General features: G+C 61.3%; 19 protein-coding genes. 2 read left to right on the top strand and 17 right to left on the bottom strand.

What is annotated here, in order from left to right; genetic code table 11:
• Window positions 1-2: 2 nt before the first annotated feature.
• From BLW01_RS09420 to ltnD, 10 genes are all read right to left on the bottom strand, one after another.
• On the bottom strand, window positions 3-884 hold the full coding sequence (locus BLW01_RS09420; RefSeq protein WP_092569384.1) for an NAD(P)-dependent oxidoreductase: 882 nt from the start codon (window positions 882-884) through the stop codon (window positions 3-5).
• Between the two features lie 33 nt (window positions 885-917).
• A complete protein-coding gene (locus BLW01_RS09415; RefSeq protein ID WP_092569256.1) occupies window positions 918-1,994 on the bottom strand; it encodes a tartrate dehydrogenase in 1,077 nt (358 codons plus the stop codon).
• A gap of 9 nt (window positions 1,995-2,003) precedes the next feature.
• Window positions 2,004-3,464 carry an aldehyde dehydrogenase family protein gene (locus BLW01_RS09410; RefSeq protein WP_092569255.1) on the bottom strand — a complete coding sequence of 487 codons (1,461 nt, stop codon included), beginning with the start codon at window positions 3,462-3,464 and terminating at the stop codon, window positions 2,004-2,006.
• Window positions 3,465-3,498: 34 nt separating this feature from the next.
• Entirely contained in the window at window positions 3,499-4,773 is a 1,275-nt protein-coding gene (locus BLW01_RS09405; protein ID WP_092569254.1) for a TRAP transporter large permease, read from the bottom strand.
• Complete coding sequence (locus BLW01_RS09400; RefSeq protein WP_092569253.1) at window positions 4,770-5,336, bottom strand: TRAP transporter small permease; 567 nt, start codon at window positions 5,334-5,336, stop codon at window positions 4,770-4,772. The genes BLW01_RS09405 and BLW01_RS09400 overlap by 4 nt, the downstream gene beginning before the upstream one ends.
• A gap of 61 nt (window positions 5,337-5,397) precedes the next feature.
• Window positions 5,398-6,402: a TRAP transporter substrate-binding protein gene (locus tag BLW01_RS09395; protein ID WP_092569252.1), complete on the bottom strand. Its 1,005-nt coding sequence runs from the start codon at window positions 6,400-6,402 to the stop codon at window positions 5,398-5,400.
• Window positions 6,403-6,512: 110 nt separating this feature from the next.
• Window positions 6,513-7,481 (bottom strand): D-erythronate dehydrogenase, encoded by a 969-nt coding sequence (denD, locus tag BLW01_RS09390; RefSeq protein WP_092569251.1) that lies wholly within the window; start codon window positions 7,479-7,481, stop codon window positions 6,513-6,515.
• A gap of 48 nt (window positions 7,482-7,529) precedes the next feature.
• Window positions 7,530-8,177, bottom strand: coding sequence for a 3-oxo-tetronate 4-phosphate decarboxylase (gene otnC / locus BLW01_RS09385; RefSeq protein WP_092569250.1), 648 nt, complete (start codon window positions 8,175-8,177; stop codon window positions 7,530-7,532).
• Window positions 8,174-9,466 carry a 3-oxo-tetronate kinase gene (gene otnK, locus BLW01_RS09380; RefSeq protein ID WP_092569249.1) on the bottom strand — a complete coding sequence of 431 codons (1,293 nt, stop codon included), beginning with the start codon at window positions 9,464-9,466 and terminating at the stop codon, window positions 8,174-8,176. Before otnK ends, otnC begins: the two co-directional genes overlap by 4 nt.
• Entirely contained in the window at window positions 9,463-10,461 is a 999-nt protein-coding gene (gene ltnD / locus BLW01_RS09375; RefSeq protein WP_092569248.1) for an L-threonate dehydrogenase, read from the bottom strand. The genes otnK and ltnD overlap by 4 nt, the downstream gene beginning before the upstream one ends.
• 166 nt (window positions 10,462-10,627) lie before the next feature.
• Between ltnD and BLW01_RS09370 the strand changes: the two genes are divergently transcribed.
• A complete protein-coding gene (locus BLW01_RS09370; protein ID WP_092569247.1) occupies window positions 10,628-11,665 on the top strand; it encodes a LacI family DNA-binding transcriptional regulator in 1,038 nt (345 codons plus the stop codon).
• Between the two features lie 15 nt (window positions 11,666-11,680).
• Here the strand turns inward: BLW01_RS09370 and BLW01_RS09365 are convergent, their stop codons facing one another.
• The 6 genes from BLW01_RS09365 to BLW01_RS09340 form a co-directional block, all read right to left on the bottom strand.
• On the bottom strand, window positions 11,681-13,651 hold the full coding sequence (locus BLW01_RS09365) for a PhoX family protein (protein ID WP_092569246.1): 1,971 nt from the start codon (window positions 13,649-13,651) through the stop codon (window positions 11,681-11,683).
• A 135-nt stretch (window positions 13,652-13,786) separates the two neighbouring features.
• Window positions 13,787-15,136 carry an N-succinylarginine dihydrolase gene (gene astB / locus BLW01_RS09360; RefSeq protein ID WP_092569245.1) on the bottom strand — a complete coding sequence of 450 codons (1,350 nt, stop codon included), beginning with the start codon at window positions 15,134-15,136 and terminating at the stop codon, window positions 13,787-13,789.
• The gene (gene astD, locus BLW01_RS09355; protein WP_092569244.1) at window positions 15,133-16,602 is read right to left on the bottom strand and encodes a succinylglutamate-semialdehyde dehydrogenase; all 1,470 of its coding nucleotides are present in this window, start codon (window positions 16,600-16,602) and stop codon (window positions 15,133-15,135) included. Before astD ends, astB begins: the two co-directional genes overlap by 4 nt.
• Before the next feature lie 9 nt (window positions 16,603-16,611).
• The gene (astA, locus tag BLW01_RS09350) at window positions 16,612-17,628 is read right to left on the bottom strand and encodes an arginine N-succinyltransferase (RefSeq protein WP_092569243.1); all 1,017 of its coding nucleotides are present in this window, start codon (window positions 17,626-17,628) and stop codon (window positions 16,612-16,614) included.
• The gene (locus BLW01_RS09345) at window positions 17,628-18,692 is read right to left on the bottom strand and encodes an arginine N-succinyltransferase (protein WP_092569242.1); all 1,065 of its coding nucleotides are present in this window, start codon (window positions 18,690-18,692) and stop codon (window positions 17,628-17,630) included. The genes astA and BLW01_RS09345 overlap by 1 nt, the downstream gene beginning before the upstream one ends.
• A gap of 50 nt (window positions 18,693-18,742) precedes the next feature.
• Entirely contained in the window at window positions 18,743-19,957 is a 1,215-nt protein-coding gene (locus BLW01_RS09340) for an aspartate aminotransferase family protein (RefSeq protein ID WP_092569241.1), read from the bottom strand.
• Window positions 19,958-20,096: 139 nt separating this feature from the next.
• On the opposite strand from BLW01_RS09340, the gene BLW01_RS09335 reads away from it, so the two are divergent.
• The gene (locus tag BLW01_RS09335) at window positions 20,097-20,726 is read left to right on the top strand and encodes a class I SAM-dependent methyltransferase (protein ID WP_092569240.1); all 630 of its coding nucleotides are present in this window, start codon (window positions 20,097-20,099) and stop codon (window positions 20,724-20,726) included.
• An 18-nt stretch (window positions 20,727-20,744) separates the two neighbouring features.
• Here BLW01_RS09335 and BLW01_RS09330 read toward each other — a convergent pair whose 3' ends face one another.
• On the bottom strand, window positions 20,745-21,737 hold the full coding sequence (locus BLW01_RS09330; RefSeq protein WP_175529804.1) for a GlxA family transcriptional regulator: 993 nt from the start codon (window positions 21,735-21,737) through the stop codon (window positions 20,745-20,747).
• Between the last annotated feature and the right edge of the window lie 119 nt (window positions 21,738-21,856).

Raw genomic sequence — 21,856 nt, 5'->3', positions numbered from 1 at the left:
GCTCAGCGCTCACCCAGCAAACTGATCAACTCCGGTACCAGGCGGTCGCCCTCCCCCTGGTCATTGACCTGGCTATAGAGCGCTTCGATCGCCTCGGCGACCTGGTGCGAGGCGCCGACATCACCGGCCATGGCATTGTAATAGCCGACATCCTTGAGGCTGTTGGACAGGCTGAAACGGAACCCCGACGGGTCAGCGTCGTTGATGAACGGTCGTAACCGCTCCAGCACGACGCCACCACCGCCACCATTGCCCAGGACCTCGAGGAAGACATCGTCGTCGATACCGGCCTGGCGCGAGGCCGCCGCCGCTTCGGCGAGGACGGCCGTGAAGCCCAATGAGACATAATTGTGCAGCAATTTGAGCTTATGTCCGGAACTGACCGGACCGCCATGGGTAATATGCTCGGAGAAACTCTCCAGCAGCGGGCGGACGTCCTGGAACAGATCCCCCGTGGCCCCCACGATCAGGTTCAGCCGCCCTTCGGCCGCCTCCTTGGGAGTCCGCGTCATGGCGGCATCCAGGAAACGGCCGCCGGCGGCTTCGACCTTGCCGGCAATGGTCTGCGTGGAGCGGGGAATGGCCGTTGAACAATCGATCACGATCGTGTCCGGGGATAAGCCTTCCAGGACACCGTCCTGATCGAAAAGCACGCTTTCCACCTGGGGCGTACCGGTCACGCAGAGAATGATCACGTCCGATGTCTCGGCCACCTCCCGTGCCGTTGCAAGGCGAGACGCCCCCGCAGCCAACAGGTCATCCACCGGCTGGTTGCCGGGATGATCGAGGAACCGCAATTCATTCCCTGCCCGCAGAATGTTGCTGGCAATGCCATGCCCCATGAGGCCCACGCCGATCATGCCGACCCGGTATTGTCTGCTCATCATGTCACCTCCTTACGTTTCGCATTCATGCGGTCAACCGACTGACACGGCATCGACGATCGCATTCCCCAGCGTCTCCGTGGACCCCGTTCCCTGCAGGTCCGGCGTCACGATCGACCGGTCGCTGCGCTCGAGAACGGCCTCGATTCCCTTGACGATGGCTTCCGCCGCCGCCGGCTCGCCCAGGTGATCCAGCATCATCGCCCCGCACCATATCTGGCCGATCGGATTGGCGATGCCCTGACCGGCAATATCCGGCGCACTGCCGTGAACCGGTTCGAACAGACTGGGATACTGCTTGGTCGGGTTGATATTACCGGAGGGAGCGATGCCGATGGTTCCGGTACAGGCCGGTCCCAGATCGGACAGGATGTCACCGAACAGATTGCTGGCGACGACGACGTCGAACCAGTCGGGGTGCAACACGAAATTGGCGGTGAGGATATCGATATGGAACTGATCGACATCGACATCCGAGTAGTGGCTGCTCATCGCCTTGACGCGATCATTCCAGTAAGGCATCGAAATCGACAACCCGTTGGATTTGGTCGCCGAGGTCAGCTTCTTGCGTGGCCGTGACCGAGCCAGTTCGAAGGCATATTTCAAGACACGATCGACGCCATGGCGCGTCATCAAGGTTTCCTGTAGAACGACTTCACGATCCGTGTCCTCGAATACCTTGCCCCCCAACTGCGAATACTCACCTTCGGTGTTCTCGCGTACCACCAGGAAATCGATATCGCCCGGTTCACGCCCCTTGAGGGGACTCTCTATGCCCGGCATCAGGCGGCAGGGGCGCAGATTGACATACTGATCGAAGGCCCGCCGGAACTTGAGAAGCGAGCCCCAGGCAGACACATGATCGGGTACGGTTTCCGGCCACCCCACCGCACCGAAATAGATGGCATCGAAGCGGGTAAGGGTCTCGTACCAGTCATCCGGAAGCATGACACCATGCTCCATGTAGTAACGACAGCTGGCAAAATCGAAATGCTCGAACGTCAGTGGCAGGTCAAACCGCCTGGCCACCGCCTCCAGCACATTGAGGCCTTGCGGCATCACTTCCTGGCCGATGCCGTCACCCGCGAGTACTGCAATCTTGTAGGTCATTGTCTTTCCTCAGCCGTGCCGGATAGCGACGGTCTTGATCTGGGTATAGCTTTTCAGGCCTTCGAAGCCCTTCTCGCGACCGTGGCCGGAGCGGCCCATGCCACCGAACGGCAACTCGACACCACCGGCCGCCCCATAGTCATTGATGAACACCTGTCCGCTGCGGATACGCTTGGCCAAGCGCTGTTGGCGGCCGCCATCACGCGTCCATATGCCGGCGCACAGGCCGAAGTCACTGGTATGCGCCAACCGGATGGCATCGTCTTCATCGTTGAAGCGCTGTACGGCCAAAACCGGCCCGAACAGTTCCTCACAACTCACATGGTGCCCCTCGGGAACATCGACCAGCATCTGGGGAACGACGAAATGCCCCTCGGCAGGTGCACTCTCCGCCAGTTGGCCGGCGGCAGCGACACGGATGCCATCGGCCTTGGCGGCGGCAAGCCGGTCTTCGAGCTTGGCGCGCTGACGGGCATTGATCAGCGGTCCGCAGTCCGGATCCGCCTCGCCGGCATCACAGAGAAGCGCGGAGAAACGTTCGCTCAGTGCCGCCACTACCTGGTCGTAACAACTGGATTCGACCAGCAGTCGGCTACCGGCAGAGCAGGTCTGGCCGGCATTCTGGATGATCGCCTTGACGACCGTGGCCAGCGCCGTATCCATATCGGCATCGGCGAACAGGATCTGCGGTGACTTGCCGCCCAGCTCCATGGTCACCGGCACATGGTTGGCCGCCGCCGCCTGTGTCACCAGCGTACCGGTCGCCGGCGACCCGGTGAATGACAGGTGATCGATGCGTGAATGCTCCGACAGCGCGGCACCGGCTTCACTGCCGAGGCCCGGAACGACATTGAGCACGCCTTCGGGAAGCCCGCACTGCATGGCCAGCTCCGCCAGGCGCAGCACGCTCAGACAGGCATCTTCGGCGGGTTTGAGAACGACCGTGTTGCCGGCCGCCAGTGCGGCAGCAATACAGCGACCGAAGATCTGCGCCGGATAGTTCCAGGGAATGATTTGACCACAGACCCCGTAGGGTTCACGCAAGGTCATGACCGTATAATCGGTTTCGAAGGGAATGGTCTCGCCATGCAACTTGTCGGCGCCGCCGGCATAGAAACGGAAGTAACGTGCACAGACAGAGATATCCCCCTTGGCCTGACGCATCGGTTTGCCGGTATCGGCGCACTCCAGCGTACTCAATGTCTCGGCATCGGCATCGATGGCCTCCGCAAAGCGATACAACCATTCGCCACGCTGACGCGCCGACCATTGGCTCCAGGTCCCCCGGATGCCATCGAACGCCTGCCGCGCGGCATCGACGGCCGCGTCGACCTGGGATGACTGGCAACGAGCAATCTCGGCCAGTGGTGTGGCTGACGAGGGTGCCTCGACACTCAGTGACTGTGGTGTGGTGACCCACTCTCCACCTATCAGCGCCGCACAGGGTGGCGTGACGGGTAATCGACTCATGAATCATACCTCCGTTGACAATGGTGAAAGACATTCAATACAAGAGGTCAACCAGTCCCATCGAGATCCAGGGCATGTAGGTGATGGCCATCAGGCATGCCAGCACGACCAGCACGAACCGCAGGAGCCAGGGGAGCAACTGATCGATCGACAATTTCGCCACGGCACATGCGGCGAACAGGTTGACCCCCAATGGCGGCGTGAACATGCCCAGCGCCAGATTGACGACGACGATCAAGCCGAAATGGACCGGATCGATGCCGTACTGCATGGCGATCGGCGTGAATATCGGCGCAAGAACCAGGATGGCCGCCGATGTTTCGACGAACATGCCGATGATCAACAGCATGACGTTGACGGCAAGCAGGAAGGACACCGGACTGTCGAAGACCTCGGTCACCCAGGCCGCAATCTGGGATGGCAGCCCCGAACGGCTGATCAGGAAACTGAACAAGGCCGCGGCGGAAATGATCAACATCACGGTGGCCGTGGAGATCACACTCTGGCGCAGAATGGGCCAGAGATCCTGCAACGTCAGTTCACGATAGATCAGGCCACCGACGACCAGGGCATAGACCACCGCCACCGCCGAAGCCTCGGTCGGCGTGAACACGCCACCATAGATGCCGCCGATCACGATCACCGGCATCAGCATGGCGACCCAGGCGCGCTTGAAGGCCGATACGAAACCGGTGCGATCCTCACGGTCGCGCAGGCCGTACCCTCTCAGCTTGCAGAACAGATACAGGAAGGTCAGCAATGCCCCGCCGACCAACAGGCCCGGCCCGATACCGGCGATGAAGAGCCGTCCAATGGACGTATCGGTACTCACACCGTACAGGATCAACGGAATCGACGGCGGTATCAGCACGCCCAGCTCCGAGGACGATGCCTGAATCGAAGCGGCCAACGGTTTGGGATAATCGTGCCTGACCATGGCCGGAATCAGGATCGAACCGATGGCAAAGGTCGTTGCCACGCTCGACCCCGAGACTGCCGCGAACATCATGCAGGTCAGTACACAGGTCATGGCCAGGCCACCCTGCAACCCCCCGACGATGGATTTGGCGAGATCGACCAGGCGTTTCGAGATACCCCCGGATGCCATCAGGTTACCCGCCAGAATGAAGAACGGAATCGCCATCAAAGGAAAGTTGTCGATGCCGACGAACATCCGTTGAGGCACCATCAACAGCGGCAGTCGTGAAAAGAACTCGATGCCGATCACCGACGCCAATACCATGGAGATGGCGATCGGGACACCAAGTGCAAACAGGATCACCAGGGAGATCGCGATAGCAGCGTTCACGAGCGAGCCCTCCTCTCTTTCCGGGAATCGGCAGTGGTGTCGGATGTCACGCTCTCTTCCGCTTCATCCCGCGGTGGACCAATGGTCTCGCGGCCCGTCAACTGAGCCAGCAGTCGGGCGCACAAGGCAATCAGGGAAAATCCCGCACCTACCGGAATCGCTGCATACGCCCAGGCGATCGAGATTCCCAGTCCGGACAATGTCTGACCGCCCACGCGCACTGTCATCGCAATGCCGAAGTAGAACAGAATCACCAGCACGATGAGACAGGCCAGTCCGATAAAGCTCTCCACCAGCATCAGCGCCCGTGCCGGTACCAGTTTGTAGATGATCTCGACGGCCATCATGTAGCCACCGCGAAAACAGGGTGCCATGGCCAGGAAGACACACCAGATCATCGTCGAGCGGGCCATCACTTCCGACCAGGTCGACGGCGCATTGAAGACAAACCGAGTCAATACCTGGTAAAAACCTGTCACGACCGAGAGAACCAGCATCAACACGGCGACGAACAATGCCAGGCGTGTGAGATGAGACTCGACACGCAGGAAGCGTTCCACCATGGTGTTCACCTTGTATCAGACCTCCCCGGCGGTGCCGCCGGGGAGGGGGTTCAGGGAGGAATCAGCAGTCGTCGTTATTGCGGATGCGATCCAGCATTTCACTGCCGTATTCATCGGTGTATGTCGTGTACGAGGGTTCGACGGCTTCCTGGAAGCGGGATTTGTCGATGTCCTCGACCACTGTCATACCCTTCTCCTTGAGCTCTTCGACCCCTTCGGTCTCGAGCCGGGATACTTCGGCACGGGTGGCTTCGGCGCCAGCGCGAGCCGCCTCGGTGAACCACTCCCGTTCTTCTTCACTCAGCTCGTCCCACAATACCGGCGACGCCAGCATGATGGCCGGTGAATAGACGTGACCGGTCAACGAGAGACGATCCTGAACCTCCCACATATTGCTGGTCAGAATGACGGAAATGGGGTTCTCCTGCCCGTCAACCGTGCCTTGCTGCAGCGCGGTGAACAGTTCAGGGAATGCCATCGGCGTCGGCTGAACGTCCATCTCCTCGAAGGCCGCCATGTGCATCTCGTTCTCCATGGTGCGGATCTTCAGACCCTCGGCATCCTCAGGCGTCTTGATATCCCGATCGCTGTTGGTCATGTGACGGAACCCGTTCTCCGTCCAGGCCAGGGAGACAAGATCGTTCTCTTCCACCTTATCCAGGAGGTCCTGACCGATCTCGCCATCGAGGATACAGCGGGCGTGATCGTAGTCCTCGAACAGGAACGGCAGGTCCAGCACATAGGTCTCGGGAACGAAATTGCCCAATGGTCCGGTCGAGGTAACGACTGCATCCAGGGTGCCGATCTGTAGCCCCTCGATCATGTCGCGCTCCCCGCCCAGGGCACCGGACGGCTGTTCGTCGACGACGAAGGCGCCGTCGCTGAGTTCTTCCAGTTTTTCGGCAAAGGCATCGACCCCCACCGAATAGTGGGAATTGTCGGAGGTGGTGTGTCCGATCGTGATGGTTTGCTGAGCTTGAGCATTGAGACTGACGGTGGCCAATGCCAGTGTCGATGCACCGGCGATGGCGGCACTCAATGCGCTGCGAGCGAAGCGTGCTGTCATTGTTATATCCTCCTACGGAGTTTGCGCTTTGATGGTTGGCCAACGGATTCACCGCTGAACCTTGCTCAGGGGCCTGTCATGTACCCCGGTTACCCGCGCCACCTACCTCTTCATGCTTTGCGTGATTCCTCGAGGTAGGCGTCGACGATATCGCGGAAGCTATCATCGCCTTTGAATCCCAATCGCTGTGCCTTATGTGTCTCGAAACGCGGCGGCCAGCTTGCGACGATCGACTCGATGCGTGGATCACGCTCGTAGCTGACCCGATCCAGCGCCTCCTGACCGGCCACCTCACGCAACGTTTCCAGCATCTCATCGACGCGTACCGTCAGCCCCGGCAACATCAGGCTGCGCGAGGCTCCGAAATCCGCACCCGGGACATCAGCACCATGCAACAGTGCCTCGATGACACGGTCCGGTGACATCACGAACAGTTCCAGATCGGTCGGTACGGGGCACACGGTCTCCTCACCGTTGAGCGGTTCACGCAGAATGCCTGAGGCGAAGCTCGATGCCGCGGCATTGGGTCGGCCCGGCCGGATCACGATGGTGGGCAAACGCAATACCCGGCCGTCGACGAAACCGCGACGACTGTAGTCATTGATCAGCAGCTCACACATGGCCTTTTGGGTGCCGTAGGAGCTCTGCGGCTGCAACGCCGTCATGTCATCGAGCACCTCGGGCATGTCCCCCCCGTAGACCGCCACGGAGCTGGCCATGATCAGCCGGGTCGTCGACAGTTCGCGTGACCGACACACTTCCAGCAAGGCCCGCGTGGCGTCGAAATTGACCCGCATGCCCAGATCGAAATCGGCCTCGGCCGCCGAACTGACCACGGCCGCGAGGTGGAAAATGACATCCGGGCGTGTATCGAGTACCGCATCCATCGCACCGTCGGCGGTAATATCCAGGGCTCGGGTGTCCACCGAACAGGCGGCATCGGAGGGAATCGGCGCCTCCATCTGATCCACCAGCGTCAGGTGTGAGAGCGCCCGTCCATCGAGCGCGTTACGTTCGATCAGGGCCCGGGTCAGACGTTGGCCGAGAAACCCGGCCGCACCGGTCATCAATACATGCATGGCAGACTTCACTCCCGATTTGGCGATGTCATTGTTGTGGTGACGTCATCAATCCCGCGGAAAACGGGCTTCCAATTCCGCCACTTGTTCCTCGGTCAGGGCACGAGGATTGCGACCGTGCAGCAACAGGAAGAGCTTGGCGGTCTCTTCCAGTTCTTCGGTGGCATACACCGCCGCCTCCAGCGATTTGCCGGCCACTACCGGGCCATGATTGGCCAGCAACACAGCACTGTGCTTGCCTGCCAACCCCTGGACGGCATCGCCCAGCGCCGGGTCACCGGGGAGGTGGTAAGGCACCAGCGGCAATCGACCGACGCGCATGACATAGTAGGCCGTCAATGGCGGGATGCAGTCATGTGGATCGATATCAGGCAGACAGGACACCGCCACCGAATGTGTCGAGTGCAAGTGAACGATGGCCTGGGAGTGAGGACGTTCGGCATACATCGCCATGTGCAGGAACGTCTCCTTGGTTGGCTTGTCGCCGTCTATCTCTCTCCCTTGCGCATCCAGGTGCGATATCCGGGCCGGGTCGAGCCGTCCCAGACAGGCATTGGTGGGCGTCATCAACCAGCCACCGTCTTCCAGTCGTACGCTGATATTGCCACTGGAGCCCATGGTCAGGCCGCGGTCGAACAACGACTTGCCAAGCACCGTGATCTGCTCGCGCAACTGGCTCTCGTTTCGTACGCTCATGGCAACACCTCGAACGCCCGTGAAAAGAAATCGATATCGCCGAAATTGCCGGATTTCAGTGCTAGTGACAGGGGCGCATCACGGCCCGATATGGGGGCCTGGGTCCAGGGCACCCCCGGATCGATCTGTTCCCCGATGCGCAATTCGCGGATGCCCAATGCCGAGACCACCGCGCCGGAGGTTTCGCCGCCAGCCACCACGAGTCGCCCGACTCCCTCCTCGACCAGCACTTTCGAGAGCCAGGACAAGGCACGCTCGACCACGGCGCCGGCCTCTGTGACCCCGAGTTGCTCCTGAGCCTTCTCGACCTTTTCCGGTGCTGCCGAGGCATACAGCAATACCGGTTCGGCAGAGCCGTCGCTGCCGAACAACCGCTCTCGGGCAAAGGCCAACGCCTTTTCGAGTTGCTCGTCGTTTTCCGTCAGCGCCAGAGGGTCCAGGCCGAATCCGGCGTGGTCGGCCAGGAAATGATCGACCTGAGCCAGTGTCATGCGGGAACAGCTACCGGATACGACCAGCGCTGCCCCGCTGGATGGCACCAATTTTCCCGGCTCATCGACATCGGCCAACCAGCCAAGGCGACGATACTCCGACGGCAACGCCTGTCCCAATCCGGATCCACCGGTCACCAGCGGATACTCCACGACGGCCGCCGCCAGCGTTTCCAGATCATGCTCATCCAGGGTGTCGCATATCACATGACGCACGCCCTCATCGCGCAACGACTGCAACCGCTGATGCGTCGCCTCGAACCCTCCCGCCAGCACAGGACGGGACAGCAGCCCCACCGGATACGGCGTCTGTCGTGACAGTACCCGCACCAGGTCGGCATCGGTCATGGGATTGAGCGGATGTTTTTCCATACCACTGTCGTTGAGCAGACGGTTGCCCACGAACAGGTGGCCCTGATAGACGGTACGTCCATTGATGGGAAACGCCGGGACCATCACGGTCTGCTCGCTTCCCAGACGATCGAGCAGGGCATCGGCCACGGGGCCGATATTCCCCTCGTCGGTCGAATCGAATGTCGAACAGTACTTGAAGAAGATCTGCCGGGCCCCTTGGGCCTGCAGCCACGTCAGTGCAGCCGACGAGTCGCTCACCGCCTCCGTGACCGGACAGGTGCGGGATTTCAGAGCCACCACCACGGCATCCACATCGTCCAGCGTCACGCCGTCATTCGGCACACCGATGACCTGTACCGTTCGCATGCCGGCACGCACCAGATTGTTGGCCAGATCGGTGGCCCCGGTGAAATCGTCGGCAATCGCGCCCAGCACCAATGTCATGAAGTCACCTCGCTATGATCGGTATCGTTGGCAGCCGGTAGTGTCAATCCGGCCAGTCGTTGGTACACCTTGATGACCGCCGCGTCGTCCTCGCGCCCCAGTCCGGCACTGCTGGCAGCGGTGAATTGCTGCAGGGCGCTGGCGGCCACCGGCATCGACAACGTCAGTTCCCTCCCGGTCTGGTGTACCAGGTTGAGATCCTTGACGAAGATATCCACGGCAGACAGCGGGGTGTAATCGCCTGACAGGATGTGAGGGACACGGTTCTCGAACATCCAGGAGTTACCGGCGGAGTGCGTGATGACGTCGTACAAGGCGTGCGGATCCAGACCCATTCGGATGCCCAGGGCCATGGCTTCGGCGGCGGCAGCGATGTGAACCCCGGCCAGATGCTGATTGACCAGCTTGACGCTGGAGCCGGCGCCGGGCTCATCTCCGAGCCGGTGCACCTTGGCGGCCATGGCGTCGAGCGCGACAGCCCCCAGTTGGAACGCCGCTTCACTGCCGGACGCCATTACCGACAGCTCGCCTTGTCGCGCCTTGGTGGCGCCACCACTGATAGGCGCATCCAGCATCGACAGCCCACGATCGGCCAGACGACCTCCCAGCGACCTGGCATAACTCGGGGCTACGGTGGCGCACTGCATGATCAGGCTGTTCGGCGCCATCGACCCGGCGAGGCCGTCATCACCGAACAGCACTGCCTCGACCTGTTCCGCATTGACCACCACCAACACCACGACACGGCACTCGGCGGCCAGCGCCTTCGGTGACGCCACGCATCGCCCCCCCTGGGCCTCGAGCGCCTCACGCGCCTGTGCCGATACATCGCACCCGATGACGTTCAGTCCCGCATCGCGCATGGCAGTTGCCATCCCCGCACCCATCGCTCCCAGGCCGATGATGCCAATGGTGTTCGATGCGGATTGCTGTGGCATTCGAGGACTCCCTTTGCGTGTGAATGCTTGCCAAAAGTCGTGGTGTCGGCTATTCATGTTAGCGCTAACATCATATTTAGATGATGCGCCTGAGAGACGCAAGGATGACAAAGACAACTCCGACTAATGTCTAGATTTTCGCAGGGAGTCACTATCGGTTTCCCTGGCGTTACCGATCGGGGGCCGGGAATCGCGACACGACATCCTGGGCAAGGAGCAAGACATGACTGATGGCCGACAATCACCGGAACGGCGACGCAGGAAGGGCTCCGATAGTCCCACGCTCAGCGATGTCGCCCGGGAAGCCGAGGTGTCCTCGATCACTGTTTCGCGTGTGCTCAACTCGCCGGACAGCGTCCGGGAATCGACACGTCGCCGGGTCGAGGCGGCCATCGACAAGGTGGGTTATGTTCGCAATATGGTGGCGGGCAGTCTGGCATCGGCCAATTCACGATTCATCGCCGTCATCGTGCCATCGCTCTCCAATGTGGTGTTCATCGAAGTCATTCAAGGGCTGCAACGCACCTTCGAAGCACACGGCTATCAGATCCTGCTGGGCAATACCGACTACAACATGGAGCGTGAACGGGAGTTGGTGAAGACCTTCTTCGGCTGGTCGTCCTCCGCCCTGGTCACGACCGGCCTGCGTCACGAGCCGGGATGTGCCGATCTGCTTCGGCAATGGCCCAAGCCGATCGTTGAAATCATGGAACTGGGCGATGCCATCGACCTCAATGTGGGCCTGTCGCATTACCAGGCCGGACGCTGCATGACACGCCACCTGCTCGATACGGGATATCGGCATCTGGTCTATGCCGGCACCCATATGGGCGGCAACTATCGCGCCCGCCTCAGGTATGAGGGGCATCGCGACCTGCTGGCCGAACACGGCCAGGACGCACCGCTACTCGAATGGGACGATCCCAGCGATTTCGCCGTGGGGGGAGACGCACTGGAGCGTGTGCTGGATAGCTACCCCACGACTGACGCCATCCATTTTGCCGACGATATCCTGGCGACCGGTGCGGTACTTCACGCCGTACGTCACGGCATTCGTGTGCCGGAGGACATCGCTGTGTGCGGATTCACCGGTCTGCCCATCGGCCAGGCCGTCACACCGAGGTTGACGACCATTGCCTCTCCCCGCGAAGCCATTGGCCGCATTGCCGCCGAACAGCTCATTGCACGCATCGAAGGCCGCCCGGTCGAACAGGACCGGGTCGATGTGGGGTTCGAACTGCTCGTCGGCGATAGTACGTAGCGTATACCCGAGGTATCAACCGATGGTGCCCCCACCTTTCCGGGTGATGGAGACGAGTGACGGACGTGGCGGCATGCCGTCGTGGAAATCCGGCCAGCGAGTCGCCGGATTCTCGAAGCTGGACCGACCGTCATGACCCTCGAACGCCTCGATACCATCCGCCGCCGGATGCTGAACGGCGACGAAGAAGGCGGTATCGTCAGGCGTGAAGCAGGGACCACACATTTCCGCGCCGACAGGCACGCGGAAGAACATCTTCCCTGTGCCGCGACGCTCGCCCTCGGTTTCCAGCGCCCAGACGCCATCGGCCGTGCCGGTTTTCGACCAACTACCGCCCTGATCCGTGGTCACCCATAAACGGCCACGGGCATCCACGGCACAGTTGTCCGGCGCGGCGAACCAGCCATCGTCGCTCGTCGCGGGATTCCACATGGCTCCCACCTCGCCGTCGGCGGGGTTGCCGCACTGCACCAGCACCTCCCAGCGGTTCTGCGTCGCGGTATGCTGGCCGTCGGTGATGATCTCGACGATATGGCCAAAGGTGTTGTCTTCCCTGGGGTTGGCGGCGTCGACCTGTGATTCGGTGCGCTCGGTGTTGTTGGTCAGCATGATATAGACATCGCCGGTCGCCGGGTTGCCCTCGACATCTTCGGGACGATCCATCGGCGTTGCCCCCAGGGCATCGGCAGCCAAGCGGGTATCGATCAAGACATCGGCCTGACTGGCGAAACCGTTTTCTTCGGTCAACGGTCCGTCACCATGTTCCAGCGGTAACCAGTCGACATTGCCGTCCTCGTCGAAACGCGCCACGTAGAGCGTGCCGTGATCGAGCAGGTCGCGGTTGGCCGCCGGATCGGCATGATTCACGACATCGCGGCTGACGAACTTGTAGACATAGTCGAAACGCTGATCGTCTCCCATGTAAACCACCAGCCGACCATCTTCGGTCAGCATGCTGGCCGCCCCTTCATGCTTGAAACGTCCCAGTGCGGTCCGTTTGACCGGCGTGGATTGCGGATCCATGGGATCGATTTCGACCACCCAACCGAAGCGATTCGGTTCGTTGGGCTCACGGCTGATATCGAAGCGTCGATCGAAATCCCCCCAGGCATAGGAGTGGCCCGGTACACCATAGCGCTCGAGTTTGTCCTTTTCCGGATGGGACTCGGCATCCCCCAGGAAATAACCGTGAAAGTTCTCTTCACAGGTGAGAATGGTGCCCCATGGCGTCACGCCACCGGCACAATTGTTGAGCGTACCGATCACCGTGCGGCCGTCCGGATCGGCGTCGGTCTTGACGCGATCATGACCGGCGACGGGGCCGGCAATCGCGATCTCGGTCGAACGAGGCGTGATTCTACGGTTGTAGCGCCCACCCTGAATGTAGCGCCAGCGTCCACCCTCGCGCTTGACTTCCACGACCGAGACACCATGCGCCGCTTTCTCGATTTCCACCATCTCGCGGGTCATTCCGCTGAAATCGTGCGCATCCAACGGTCCCGGGAGGCCGGGGAACATCAGTTCCTCATTGGTATATTCATGATTGACCACCAGCAGGCCGTGATCGAAGCGCCCTTCCAGCGGCACGAAACCGACATAATCGTTGTTGTAGCCGAACTGACGCTCCTGCGCATCGGCACTCTGGTCATGAGGATCGAACGTGGGTGCTTCGGCAAACAGCGGATCGCCCCAGCGAATGAGAATATCGGCATTGTAGCCATCGGCAACGTGGTGGGTGGTATCCACACCATGGGTGATCTCATCGAAGGCGAAACGGTCCAGGGATCCACTGTCGGCGGCAATGGCGGCCGTCAGGGGATTCATGGCACTGATGGCCGCCACACCGAGCCCGCCGTAGCCGGCTCCCTTGAGGAAGCCGCGGCGGGAATAACGGCGTTCGATGATCTCACCGATGGAGTGCTGAAGATTCGGATTGCTGGGCCTGTTTTCCGCCTCTTCGAAATGCGCGCGTCGATTGAAAACCATGGTCTTGCCTCCTCCTAAAGGTCACGGTGGACCCATAGGAGTAACGGCGGCAGGTGACAGGGTCATGAACGTTGCATCACGAAAGGATGACGATTCGGTGGCCCGCGAGCCGGGCCAACAGGACTTGCGGAACCATCACGCTCGCTGAAACGGATACACCGAACCGATCTGCAGGAGTTGCGTCAATTCATCCAGCGCGGTCAGGCTTTCCTCGGCCAGCTGCGGATCGGCCAGGTCATCCGGCACCAGCCGGTCGCGATAATGACGCTCCACCCAGGCGGTCAGCTCATGGTAAAGCGATTCGTCCAACAGCACGCGTCCGGACAACGCCTGACGTTCCCGGGCGGACAACACGACACGCAAGCGCAGACACGCCGGGCCGCCGCCGTTTCGCATGCTCTGCTTCACATCCTTGACCATGACCTCGCTGATCGGGTTATAGCCGGCCAGCAACAAGTCCTGAATCGTGCGCCAGACCGACTCGTTCTCCTGGCACTCCCCCGGTACCACCAGTGTCATGCTGCCATCGGGCTGGCTGAGGAGTTGCGAATTGAACAGGTACGACGCCACCGCCTCCTCGAGACTGACCGCCTCGCTCGGCACACGCACGGGGATCAAGGGCGTCGAAAGTGTGTCGCGTATCGCCTCGAGTGTGTTCTCTTCATCGCGAAAGGCCATGTCGTGGTAAAGCAGTACCGGACCGTTGCCCACGGCGATCACATCATTGTGGAAGACACCGGCATCGATGGCGTCGGGATGCTGTTGAGCGAATACCGCCTGACGGTCCCCCAGGCCATGCTGCCGGGCAATGGCCTGGCTGGCCTCCAGCGCCTGGCGCGCCGGATAACGCCGGGGTTCGACATCGCCCCCAAAGGCACGTCGCCCATAGACGAACAGGTTAACCCCCGCCTCACCATAGCGCTCGCACAGCCGCGTGTGATTGGCGGCACCCTCGTCGGAAAACGCCGGTGTCGCCGGTAGCACCGGATGATGCGCGAAACACGCCTCGTCCCGGAAGATCGCGGCCAGCACTCGGGCCGTCGTCGCCGGCTCCAGATAGCGGTGAAAGCTCGACTGCAGATTGGCCGGCGTGAAGTGAACCCGGCCATCCGCCGTATCGACGCTAGGCGAAACGGTCGCGGCGTTGGCCGTCCACATGCTCGATGCCGAACACACTGCCCTCAGCACCGGCGGCGCCTCTCGCGCGGCACGTTCCAGCACCTGACGGTCGCTGCCGGCAAACCCCAAAGCGCGCAAGGCTCCCAGATCGGGACGTTGCTGCGGAGGCAACACGCCCTGGCTGAATCCGGCGTCGTACAGCGATTTCATCTTGGCCAGCCCCTGCAACGCCCCTTCCCTGGGGTTGGATGCCAGACCCTCATGGGACATCGATGCCACATTGCCATGAGCCAGACCGGCATAGTTGTGTGTCGGCCCGACCAGTCCATCGAAATTGACTTCACGGAAATCACTCGGTTGCGTCACAGTTCGACCCCCGGCGGCAGATTATCAGGCAATGCCAAGGTTCCCGTCTCCATCGACGCCACCGGATAGGCGCAATAATCCGCGGCGTAATAGGCACTCGGCCGGTGGTTACCGCTGTTACCGATGCCCCCGAAGGGCGCGTCACCAGAGGCCCCGGTCGTTTGGCGGTTCCAGTTGACGATGCCGGCGCGGATGCGCAGGAGGAAGTCGTCCCAGTCCTCCTGCTCGCCACCGATCAAGCCGGCGGACAAGCCGTAACGGGTATCGTTAGCCAGCGCAATAGCCTCGTCCCAGTCACGATAGCGATGCACTTTGAGCAGTGGACCGAAATATTCTTCATCAGGGACGTCCAGCCCGGAGACATCGATCAGTCCCGGCGACAGCAGGCTGGTCCCCTCTTGCAGACACCGGGCACGCGCCAGCACCGTGCCGCCGAGCGCCTCGAGATTCGTCTGGGCCTGCAACAGGCCATCCGCCGCGTGGCGACTGACCACGCCACCATAGAAGGGTTCGGGCGAGGCGAATTGGTCGGCCACGTGCAGTCTGTCGATGGCATTGACCAACGCCTCGATCAGACGATCGCCCACCTCGCCCTGCGGGACGATCAGGCGGCGGGCACACGTGCAGCGTTGACCGCCGGACAGGAAGGCCGACTGGAGAATGGTCAGCACGGCCGCCCGCTCGTCAGGCACATCCCGGATCACCAACGGATTGTTACCGCCGAGTTCGAGTGCCAGGATCTTGTCGAGCTGGCCGGCGAACTGGCGATGCAGAATATCTCCCACCTGAGGGCTTCCCGTGAACAGCAGACCATCGATCGACGGCGAAGCAGCCAGTGCCTGCCCTACCGGCGCAGCTCCCTGCACCAGGTTGATCACGCCATCGGGCAATCCGGCCTCAAGCCAGCATTGCAACGTCAGGTCAGCCGTCAGTGGCGTTTGTTCACTGGGCTTGAACACCACGGTATTGCCGGCCAGCAGTGCCGGTACCATATGCCCATTGGGTAGATGGCCGGGGAAATTGTAAGGGCCGAAAACCGCCATGACACCGTGCGGACGATGGCGCAGCACCGCCCTGGCGTCTCCGACATCCCGTTCACGCTGCCCGGTGCGCTCCTCGTATGCCCGGATCGAGATCGCCACCTTGCCGATCATGGCGCCGACTTCAGTCCGCGCTTCCCACAATGGCTTGCCGGTTTCCCGGGCGATCGCGGTCGCCAGCGGTTCGCGACGGGCTTCCAGCACCTCACGGAAGCGCTCGACAAGCGACTGGCGTTGCGCGAATGGCGTGCGTGCCCAACCGGGAAATGCCTCACGGGCCCGGGCGACGGCCGACTCGACCTGCCTGGTGCTGGCGGAAGCCGCTTCCCACAGACGTTCACCGGATACGGGATCGGTCTTGTCGAAACGCGCCGACTCGCCATCGAGCCAGGCACCACCGATCAGCAGTTGCTGCTTGGCTTGCATCATCCACTCCTATGTTTCGAGTACCCGCAGGGAATCGCCCGCGCCAACGTCCAGCCGGCGCGCTTCCTCCTCGGTGAGTGTTATCACGTCATGATCGTCGGGGCCGCGGCCGACCCAGGCGGCACGGAAGTTCACCATTTCGGTCGTCGATACCAGCCAGCTCGGACGTTCCGTGTTGTCGGCCTCGCCGGCGACCTCCACCTGGCAAAGTCGGGAAGTGCGAATCGCACGGACATCATCGAGATAGGCTTCCACCGTCGGACCGCCGTCGAAAATGTCGATATACCCTTCCCAACGCATCCCCTCTTTCTTGAGCATCTCCAGAGCGGGACGCGTCTGCTCGTGCACCTCACCGATACAGGCCCGTGCCGCTTCGGACAGGAAGGGGGTGTAGATCGGGAACTTGGGCATCAATTCACCGATGAAGCTCTTCTGTCCCAGCCCTGTCAGCCGATCGGCCTCCGTAAACGCCATCGGGAAAAAATGGCTGCCCAGGCACTCCCAGAAGGGACTCACGCCGTTCTCATCGAAGACCCCCCGCATTTCGGCCAGCACCTTGTTCGGAAAGCGGTCACGGAACTGCGCCATGAACAACCAGCGCGCTTTGGATAGCAGTGCGCCGTTGCGATCGCGGCGGTATTCGGGGCGCAGATAGAGCGAACAGACCTCGGCGTCACCGGTATGGTCGGAACTCAGGAACAACGTATCGATCGTGCGATGCAGATCGAGTTGCACCGACGAGTGGGCCAGGGTACCGACTCGGTAATTATAGAACGGCACCTCGCGTCCTACCTGGCCTTCGATGGCGCAGCACCCCACCAGTTCACCACGCGCATCGTCCTCGAGAACAAAGAAATAGAGACGATCATCGGCCGGTGTGCGCTCCTCGAATGCGCTTACCGCCGATTCGATCTTGCTGGCCAGAAAATCGCGATTGTCGGGAAGCGAGGTAAAACCGACCCCCGTTTCCTGCGCCAGGACCTGCAAACCATCGAGATCCCCTCGGGCAATGGGGCGAATATGCATCACAACTCTCCTTCGTCGATCGCATCCTCGGCATCGGGCAATCCCAATGGCGCCGCCAATACCGCACGTCCTTCCTCGACACCCAGGATCGCGGCGTGCTCGGGCGTCAGCATCAGCTGCCCGGTAGGCGACAGGGCATAACGCGCCACCACGCAGCGGAAATCGCCGAGTTTCTGGTTGGCGATCATGGCGGGCTCGGCATCGGGCAGGACGGCGTCCGGGCGAACACGGACCGGATGCCAGGCAGCACGCTGGAAGGTTTCCAGGCGATCGCGCTCTCCCTTGACCACTGGACCGGCATCGAAGATGTCGACATGACGGCTACGCACGAACCCTTCCGCCAGCATTTCCTCCAGGGCACGCTCATGATCGGGGTGTTCCCGACCGATGGCGGCTCTTGCCTGCGGCGTCAACAACGGCAGGTAAAGCGGAAACTGCGGCATCACCTCGGCAATGAAGCTTTTGGACCGCACCCCTGCCAGGTGATTGATCTCCTGGAAGCTCCGCACGAAGAAGTGGCGACCCACACTGTTCCAGAACGGCGATTCTCCCTCGCCATCGAGATAACCGGGGAAGGCAACGGCAAGGATGGTTGAAAAGCGTTCCGGATACTGGGCAATGAACATCAGTCGTGCTCGCCGCAGCAGGCTTTCCGCCGTCGTCCCCTTGTAACGTGAATCGAGCGACAGGGCACAGAGCAGGGTCGCTTCGGAAACTTCATGAGACAGCGACAGCGTTTGCACCTCACGACGCACATTCAACTGTTGCGACGCATGGATCAACGTTTCCTGGCGGTAGGTGTAATAGGCCTCGCTGGCACCGGCCTGGGCGCGAATGGTGGCCGTGCCCACCACCTCATGTCGTTCGCGATCCTCGATCACGAAGGTGTAATGCTCATCGCCGGGGAAATCGATATCGCGACTGAACGCCCGCTGGGAACGCGTGATGCGCTCTTCCAGACGATCGCGATGGACCGGCAGATTGGTCAACCTTGGCATTGCACTACCGGCCAACCGCTCCAGATGTGGCAGATCCGCCGGCGTGGCAGGACGAACGACCAGCATGGCAAGCCCTCTTGTCGTCGGTTGCAGGTCAGCGTCGCTCCTCGCCACGCTCATGTCTCCGCCACGAAACGGGCGATCGCCTGCTCGAGACGCGCCATACCCTCGTGGATGTCGGCTTCGGGGATCACGAGTGACGGCGCCATACGCAGTACATTGGGACCGGCAATCAACGCCATCAGTCCCTCATCGATCGCCAGCGGCAGAATATCCTTGGCCCGCCCTTCATAGGCCGGCGACATCGAGGCACCGATCAGCAGTCCCATGCCGCGAATGGTCTGAAACACTCCGTATTGGCGATTGATCGCTTCGAGATGTTCCCGGAACAGGTCATGACGCTGTTTGACGCCGGCCAGTACCTCGGGGGTGTCGATGTATTCCACCGCCGCCAGAGCCACGGCAGAGGCCAGCGCATTACCGCCATAAGTGGAACCGTGCGTCCCGACGGAGAATGATGCCATGACATCATCGGTAGCCAGCATTGCCCCCACCGGGAAACCACCACCGAGCGCCTTGGCGCTGGTCAGGATATCCGGCGTGATGCCGTACTCCATATAGGCATAGAGCGATCCGGAGCGGCCGACACCGGTCTGCACCTCATCGAAGATCAACAATGCCTGATACTGATCGCATAATTCACGCAACCCCGCCAGGAAACCGGGGTCGGCGGGCACGATTCCCCCTTCACCTTGCATCGGCTCGACGATGATGGCACAGGTATCGTCGCCGACCAGCTCCCGCACGCTGTCGAGATTGTTGAACTCGGCATGGAAGATACCGCCCGGTATCGGACCGAACCCTTGCGAGTACTTGGGCTGCCCACCGACGCTGACCGTAAACAGGGTCCGGCCGTGGAAGGATTGATGGAACGAGATGATCTTGTCCTTCTGCGCTCCATAGTGATCATGGGCATAGCGACGCGCCAGCTTGAGAGCCGCCTCATTGGCCTCGCCACCGGACGAGCACATGAAAGCCTTGTCGGCGAAGGTACGCTCGACAAGACACTTCGCCAGCCGCAACGCCGGCTCGTTCGTGTAGACGTTGGAGAGATGCCAGAGCGTATTGGCTTGTGTTTCCAGCGCCTCGACCAGTACCGGATGACAGTGCCCCAGGGCATTGACCGCGATTCCGCCGGCGAAATCGATGTATTCATTGCCGGCCTGATCCCAGAGTCGGCTACCCTTGCCTCGCGTCGGGATCACCTGCTGCGGCGCATAATTGGGCGCCATGTACCGGTCGAAATCGCTGCGGGTCGGGGAATCGCTCATGTTGCACTCCATCCTGTGGGACTGATTCGATCAACTGAGTATAGGGGCCGTCGTCGGGCGGGACTTTCAGTAATGGGACGACGAATTATGAAAAGCGGTTAGACTACACTTCGGGTCATGACGTAGCGAGGCATGCGAGATGATCAACACCACCGCCTGGAACCGTTGGCGCTACACAGTATACTCGCCGGTCTATGACCTGGTTGCCGACCGCCTTTTCCGGCGTGCCCGACGCCGTTCACTTCGCGGGATCGACTGGTCGGCGGGCCAACGGGTGCTGATCGTCGGCGCCGGCACAGGACTCGATCTCCCTTACATGCCGCGGGATATCGAGTTGCATGGCACCGATCTGTGCAGCGCCATGGTCAAACGTTTCCGAACACGAGCCGATCAGTTGGGATTCGATGCCTTTGCCAGGGTCATGGATGCCGAACACCTGGACTATCCGGACGGTCATTTCGATGTCGTCATCATGCATTTGGTGCTCGCCGTGATGGCGCATCCGGAACGCGGGCTACAGGAGGCCAATCGGGTACTCTGTGACGATGGACAGTTGTGTGTCATGGACAAGTTTCAGAACGACGACACCCCGGCAAGCCAGGGGCGACGTATGCTGAATCTCCTGACCACCGCCATTGCCACGGATATCACCCGCCAGGCACGACCACTCCTAGAAAACGCGGGGTTCGTCATCACTCAGGATATGCCCGTCATGATGGGATCGGTCTTTCGCGCCATCGTTGCCCACAAGGGACGCACGCCCGACTAGGCCACTCTTGTAAACGCCTCAGGCGAGCCGCTCCTCACGTGGCGTGATGCCATAATGATTCCGATAGGCGGTCGAGAAGTGGGCGCCGGACGAAAAACCGGTTTGCAACGCAATATCGCCAACCGGCCGATCACTGTCACGCAGCAGCTTGCGCGCCTGCTGAAGCCGAATATCCAGGTAGTAGCGGCTCGGTACGGCCTTCAGATACTTCTTGAACAGCCGCTCGAGCTGGCGCCGTGAAATCCCCAGATGTTCCGCCAGTTCATGGGTCGTCAGCGGCTCCTCGATGTTGGCCTCCATCAACGACACGGCATCATGAAGACTTTGCGGGGCATGCCCCAGACGCGAACGCAGCGAGACCTGCTGCGGCTCATCGGCCATCCGGATGCGTTCCAGCACGAAGTGCTCAGACACCCGCTCGGCCAGGGGCTGTCCATGATGATGACCGATCAACGTCATCATCATGTCCATGGAGGCCGTGCCGCCACCACACGTCAGTCGGTCGCGATCGATCTCGAAGAGTTGCTGTGACAGTGTCACCCGGGGATGGTCGGAGGCGAACGCATCGAAACGCTGCCAGGGCAGCGTCGCCCGGTAGCCGTCCAGTACACCGGCACAGGCCAGTACCTCGGTACCGCCGGCAATGCCTCCCAATACGATACCGCGACCGGCCAGGCGCTGGAGCCAACTTCTCAAGCCTTCGAGGTCGAGTGGCGGCAGCGGACTGGGACCGCACACCAGTACCATGTCCAGCGACGTGTCGGACACTGATGGCGTATCGCCAACCAGATTGTGCTGAGGCACCAGCGACGCCTCGGCCATGCTTTTCACGGCTTGGGGATCGAGGGCAAAGCTTGCGGAAGAGTAAAGACGCGCTCCCGCCAACTGGTTCGCCACCGCCAACGGCTCCATGGCACATGCCTGCGCCAGCAGTGAAAACCCGGGTAACAGCACGAACCCCACATGGCGTGGGGTATACCGTCCCGACATCGAGGTTGCCGTATCGATCATGAAGGCTCGTGGTGATTCGGATGCGAGGTTCCATCATACGTCATCGCCGCGGACACGACAGCGGCGTGCCGCAGCGCTGAACCATCGATGATAAACCCTGACGCATCAATGCAAGCCGA

The sequence above is a fragment of the Aidingimonas halophila genome (assembly GCF_900106955.1).
Lineage (GTDB): Bacteria > Pseudomonadota > Gammaproteobacteria > Pseudomonadales > Halomonadaceae > Aidingimonas > Aidingimonas halophila.
Note: the sequence above shows the minus strand (reverse complement) of the source record. Positions and strands in the feature narration are given on the sequence as shown.

Coding starts and splice junctions, on each gene's coding strand:
- BLW01_RS09420 (WP_092569384.1), bottom strand. CDS start 884: ATGAGCAGACAATACCGGGTCGGCATGATCGGCGTGGGCCTCATGGGG.
- BLW01_RS09415 (WP_092569256.1), bottom strand. CDS start 1,994: ATGACCTACAAGATTGCAGTACTCGCGGGTGACGGCATCGGCCAGGAA.
- BLW01_RS09410 (WP_092569255.1), bottom strand. CDS start 3,464: ATGAGTCGATTACCCGTCACGCCACCCTGTGCGGCGCTGATAGGTGGA.
- BLW01_RS09400 (WP_092569253.1), bottom strand. CDS start 5,336: ATGGTGGAACGCTTCCTGCGTGTCGAGTCTCATCTCACACGCCTGGCA.
- BLW01_RS09395 (WP_092569252.1), bottom strand. CDS start 6,402: ATGACAGCACGCTTCGCTCGCAGCGCATTGAGTGCCGCCATCGCCGGT.
- denD (WP_092569251.1), bottom strand. CDS start 7,481: ATGCATGTATTGATGACCGGTGCGGCCGGGTTTCTCGGCCAACGTCTG.
- otnC (WP_092569250.1), bottom strand. CDS start 8,177: ATGAGCGTACGAAACGAGAGCCAGTTGCGCGAGCAGATCACGGTGCTT.
- otnK (WP_092569249.1), bottom strand. CDS start 9,466: ATGACATTGGTGCTGGGCGCGATTGCCGACGATTTCACCGGGGCCACC.
- ltnD (WP_092569248.1), bottom strand. CDS start 10,461: ATGAATAGCCGACACCACGACTTTTGGCAAGCATTCACACGCAAAGGG.
- BLW01_RS09370 (WP_092569247.1), top strand. CDS start 10,628: ATGACTGATGGCCGACAATCACCGGAACGGCGACGCAGGAAGGGCTCC.
- BLW01_RS09365 (WP_092569246.1), bottom strand. CDS start 13,651: ATGGTTTTCAATCGACGCGCGCATTTCGAAGAGGCGGAAAACAGGCCC.
- astD (WP_092569244.1), bottom strand. CDS start 16,602: ATGCAAGCCAAGCAGCAACTGCTGATCGGTGGTGCCTGGCTCGATGGC.
- astA (WP_092569243.1), bottom strand. CDS start 17,628: ATGCATATTCGCCCCATTGCCCGAGGGGATCTCGATGGTTTGCAGGTC.
- BLW01_RS09345 (WP_092569242.1), bottom strand. CDS start 18,692: ATGCTGGTCGTTCGTCCTGCCACGCCGGCGGATCTGCCACATCTGGAG.
- BLW01_RS09340 (WP_092569241.1), bottom strand. CDS start 19,957: ATGAGCGATTCCCCGACCCGCAGCGATTTCGACCGGTACATGGCGCCC.
- BLW01_RS09335 (WP_092569240.1), top strand. CDS start 20,097: ATGATCAACACCACCGCCTGGAACCGTTGGCGCTACACAGTATACTCG.
- BLW01_RS09330 (WP_175529804.1), bottom strand. CDS start 21,737: ATGATCGATACGGCAACCTCGATGTCGGGACGGTATACCCCACGCCAT.